Source organism: Microvirga calopogonii (assembly GCF_003347665.1).
In the GTDB taxonomy this organism is placed as follows: Bacteria; Pseudomonadota; Alphaproteobacteria; order Rhizobiales; family Beijerinckiaceae; genus Microvirga; species Microvirga calopogonii.
The window spans coordinates 1-4239 of record NZ_QDGA01000199.1; the positions used below are offsets into that span (position 1 = coordinate 1).

Consider the following 4239-nt stretch of genomic DNA (forward strand, 5'->3'; position numbering starts at 1 on the left):
CCCACCCACAGAGTGCCGGAACAGCGGTTACTTGGCTGCGGTTGCGGTAGGTGCGATCTGATCCCCAAACCAGACCCAGGCCTTGCTGTCCGTTCCCTCCCCCTTGACGTAGACGTACCCTGTTTGCTGCCAGGGCAGAACGGCATCCCTCTTGTTGTCCAGGATGAGATCGCCGCGATCCGTGCGCACCCTCAACACGGCATGCCCGGCGCCCAGTTCATCGATGACAACCGTCATGCGCATTGCTCGTCGCGGCAGCCCCCGTTCAACCAGGAGCTTGCGCTTGAGCAGTTGGATGTCCTCACAGTCGCCAAGCCCGTCGTCCGGATAATCCCAGCGATCCACGACACCCCAGTGATCCTGGTCGGCCACCGCCGCGATCGTTCGGTTGACGTGCGTGTTGACCTCCTGAAGAGAGGCCCAGATGCCGTCGGTCAGCGGGATGGTGTCCGGCTCAGAAGAGTCGATCGAGCACTCTTGTGGCTGCTGATCACAGAACTGCATCCAAGCCAGCGTCGGTCCGGCTTCTCCGGAAGGGCGAAGATGTTCGCTGACGAAAGAAGACACCCAGGCGTGCCCAGCGGATGAAGGTCTGGGCCGCCCGCCACCAGGGTCCCAGCTCTTCCGGAATGGCGCGCCACTTGGCTCCATCCTGATGCCGCCAGAGAATTGCGCTCATCGTGCGGCGCAGATGTGGGCTCGGCACCTTGGCAGGAGGGCGGCAAGCCTCAATCAGCGGCTCGAGCGCCGCCCAATCGCGATCCGTAAGCATTGTCGCTCTCCTCAGCAGGAAAAGCGATCAATATGGAGCCGGTGCCCGGCCCTGACAGACCCTCGACGACGTGCCTAGGAGGGGTCTACATTCGTCTACGTAGTGTCCTGTTGATCAACTTGGAGCCGCATAGTTGGGAGGGAAGCAATGCACAGGTCAACGATCGAAAATGTGCAGCAGGATCGAGCCAACCGGGACGGTATGGCGGCCAGCTCAGAGCACGACGGGGCTGTTGCTCCTGATCTCAACCGCATTCCAGCCCCGAAGGCTGAAGCCGCCCCGCAGGATCTTCCACCGCACGTCAAGCTCATCGAGATGGGTACAGCCTACTGGGTATCAAAGGTGGTCTACACGGCGGCTAAGCTGAACCTTGCGGACCATTTGGATGGGACACCAAAGAGTGCTGCGGAGTTGGCGCCACTCCTTGGCACCCATGCGCCCAGCCTACACCGCTATATGCGCACGCTAGCCGGATTAGGACTGCTCACCGAGGGCGAAGCGCAGCGCTTCTCTCTCACTTCATTGGGCGCGGCGCTGAAGACCGGGGCGCCTGGCTCTGCAAGGTCCAGCATTCTCGCGTTGGGTAGCCCCTGGTTCGCAAGCGCTTTCGACAACATTGAGCATTCCCTTGAAACAGGTCAGGCGGGCTTCGAGAAAGCCTGGGGCATGCCGGTCTTCGACTACCTCGCCCGCCATCCCGAAGATGCATCCCTCTTCAGTGAGACGATGGTCGGCTTCCACGGCCAGGAGCCGCCGGCTGTGGCCGAAGCCTATGACTTCTCCGGCTTAAGGACGGTGGTTGACGTAGGCGGCGCGACGGGGAACCTGTTAGCTGCCATTCTCACACGCCATACCGGACCGCACGGCATCCTGCTCGATCGGCCCTACGTCGTTGCCGACGCGCCTGCCCTATTGCAAAAGCGGGGCGTTGCGGACCGCGTATCCATCCGTTCGGGCGATTTCTTCGAGAGCGTTCCGGGGGGCGGTGATGCCTACGTGCTGTCGCACATTGTCCACGACTGGAACGAGGATCAGTGCATCACCATCCTGGAGAACTGCCGCAAGGCCATGGGCCCGAACAGCCACCTCCTCCTGGTTGAAATGGTTTTGCCGCCGGGGGATGAGCCGCATCCTGGCAAAATGCTGGACATGGTGATGCTGGTGGTGCCTGGAGGCCAGGAACGCACCGAAGCTGAATATCGGGAACTCCTGGGCAAGGCTGGCTTCCGTCTCACGCGGGTCATTCCTACCGCGTCTGCTGTCAGTATCGTAGAAGCTATCCCTGTATAGGATCAGGCGCTAACAGACCCTAACCATAGGTGATATGGTTCGTCTGTGTGCGTATGCGGGAAGAAGCGCGGGAGCGTTAACCACAGGCGACACGTTCGTCTGTGTGCGTGTGGGGGAAGAAGCGCGGGAGTAGGAAATGTGCGGTCCGTCTATGCGCACACCAAACCTACCGCCGAATTTCGCATAAGGTGCCTCACAGGTGTTGTCACGTCAACCCGGACATGAGACGAGCGGTGTAGATGATCCGGCATGAGCAAGCCGATTAGCTACAAACGCCATCGCTTTTCACCCGAGATCATCGCCCATGCGGTTTGGTTGTACTTTCGGTTCCCTCTGAGCCTACGGCTGGTCGAGGAGATGCTGCTCGAGCGCGGCATCGTCGTCTCCTATGAGACGGTCCGCCGCTGGGCGCTGAAGTTTGGACCAGCCTACGCGCGCCGTCTCCGGCGCAAGACCCCAAGCCGCCGCGACGTGTGGCATCTCGATGAGGTCGTGGTCACGATCTCGGGCCAGAAGCATTGGCTCTGGCGGGCGGTTGATCAGGACGGCTATGTGCTCGATGAGATCGTCCAGAGCCGACGCGACACCAAGGCGGCCAAACGCTTGCTGAAGCGTCTCTTGCGCAAGCAGGGCTGCCCGCCCCGGCGCATGATCACCGATAAGCTCGGTTCTTATGCTGCTGCCCGACGTCAGGTCATGCCAGATGTCGAACACCGCTCGCACAAAGGGCTTCTCTATTCGGCCGGGTTCAGTCAAGCGCTTCCGATCTGTTTGGCTCCATGACATCACTGTCCCGCGGGTTCTCGCTTCTCTCCGGAATCAGCGCAACGGCTCTTCCACTATAGGGTCAGACGAATGAAGCGGAACGATCTCAACAGCGTCCTTTGTGCCTGAGGCGCAAGCAACATCCCTTTGTGCGGACTCGCTTCATTCATCGTCCCGCGAGGGACAGCTCTCCGCCTCGGGGCGGAACCTTGTCGTTCTGTCTGGCTCGGACAGTCTTCGTCGGCCAGACGCACCTACATCGCCTGAGCCTCCCGCGTCCACCGGAACTCAGTGCCATCACACCAGATCCGATGCAAAATGGTCGCCAGCCGGCGGGCGAGCGCGATGACCGCCTTTCCCCGCCCGCGTCGCTGGGCCACTTTCATGGCCCAGGCTTTCAGCCAGGACCAGCGGCTGGCTCGGGTCAGGATGATCTGAGCTGCCTCAAACAGCAGCGTTCGCATCATGGCATCGCCGCACAACGAGATCCGGCCGACCCGGTTGCTTTCCCCGGACTGATGCAGGACAGGTGTCAGCCCCAAGGCAGGCCCCACCGCCTTGGAGCGCCGGAAGCGGGCCGGCGTGTCGATCGTGGCCACGAACGCCAGGGACACCACCGGCCCCACTCCCGGAACCGTCATCAGGCGCCGGCATACCTCATCATGGCGGACCAGGGCCAGCAGCTTCCGGTGCAGGGTGGCAAAGTGCTCGCGCAGCTCGCGACGGGCCTGCAGCAGCGGTTGGATGACCTCGATCAAATCGGGCATGCTCTCGATGAGCTCACGGATGCGCGCCTCGAACCGAACCGTTCCGACGGCCCCGACTTTGAGCCCGAAATTGCGCAACAGACCGCGGATGTCGTTCTCGACCGCAAGGGCTTTCTCCTGCAGGAGTTTGCGGGCGGTGAGCAGAGCCCGGCGCTTCTGGCTTGAGAGCGTTTTGACGTGAACCGGTCGGAACAGGTTGACCCGCATCATCTGGGCGATGCCGCGCGCATCATTGCGGTCGCTCTTGTTCACCTGCGCCTTCAGGAAGGCTTTGGCGTGGCGCGTCTCGATGCACACGACAGGAAGTCCGGCTGAGGCGAGCCCCTCGAAGAGCCATTGCGAGAGCGGCCCCGCCTCGAGACCAATCCGCTCGAGGTGCCAGGCGGAGTCTTGCAGAAGCTGCAGCAGGTCATCGGGATGAGAGACGACCTTGATCTCACGGCAGATCTTCCCCGTCTCGTCAACGATGCACACCGACGTCTCTTTGACCGAGACATCCAAACCCGCATAGTGTTTCATGCTGCGCTTCTCCCACTGAGGCCTGAGGCCGCTGCGAACGATCCTCGTTGTACCATTCGCCTGCAGTGCAGCACCTCACCGGGAATCGAGGGCTCCGGCGGCAGGCCGAATACCCCATCTCAACAA

Annotated in this window: 3 protein-coding genes and 2 pseudogenes; 2 read left to right on the top strand and 3 right to left on the bottom strand. The window is 61.8% G+C overall.

Annotation, left to right across the window (positions count from 1 at the left end; translation table 11 throughout):
- Positions 1–27: 27 nt before the first annotated feature.
- Together DDF70_RS35630 and DDF70_RS35635 are read right to left on the bottom strand one after the other, a co-directional pair.
- Entirely contained in the window at positions 28–567 is a 540-nt protein-coding gene (locus DDF70_RS35630) for a transglutaminase-like cysteine peptidase (protein ID WP_425374151.1), read from the bottom strand.
- Positions 554–772, bottom strand: a pseudogene (locus tag DDF70_RS35635) (transposase); the annotation flags it as partial. The pseudogene DDF70_RS35635 and the gene DDF70_RS35630, both read right to left, overlap by 14 nt.
- A gap of 147 nt (positions 773–919) precedes the next feature.
- On the opposite strand from DDF70_RS35635, the gene DDF70_RS35640 reads away from it, so the two are divergent.
- Both DDF70_RS35640 and DDF70_RS35645 read left to right on the top strand, forming a co-directional pair.
- Complete coding sequence (locus DDF70_RS35640) at positions 920–2062, top strand: methyltransferase (protein WP_205772628.1); 1143 nt, start codon at positions 920–922, stop codon at positions 2060–2062.
- Positions 2063–2311: 249 nt separating this feature from the next.
- A pseudogene (locus DDF70_RS35645) lies at positions 2312–2794 on the top strand (IS6 family transposase); the annotation flags it as partial.
- Positions 2795–3081: 287 nt separating this feature from the next.
- Here the strand turns inward: DDF70_RS35645 and DDF70_RS35650 are convergent.
- Positions 3082–4113: an IS110 family RNA-guided transposase gene (locus DDF70_RS35650; RefSeq protein WP_114948375.1), complete on the bottom strand. Its 1032-nt coding sequence runs from the start codon at positions 4111–4113 to the stop codon at positions 3082–3084.
- Between the last annotated feature and the right edge of the window lie 126 nt (positions 4114–4239).

Coding starts and splice junctions, on each gene's coding strand:
- DDF70_RS35640 (WP_205772628.1), top strand. CDS start 920: ATGCACAGGTCAACGATCGAAAATGTGCAGCAGGATCGAGCCAACCGG.
- DDF70_RS35650 (WP_114948375.1), bottom strand. CDS start 4,113: ATGAAACACTATGCGGGTTTGGATGTCTCGGTCAAAGAGACGTCGGTG.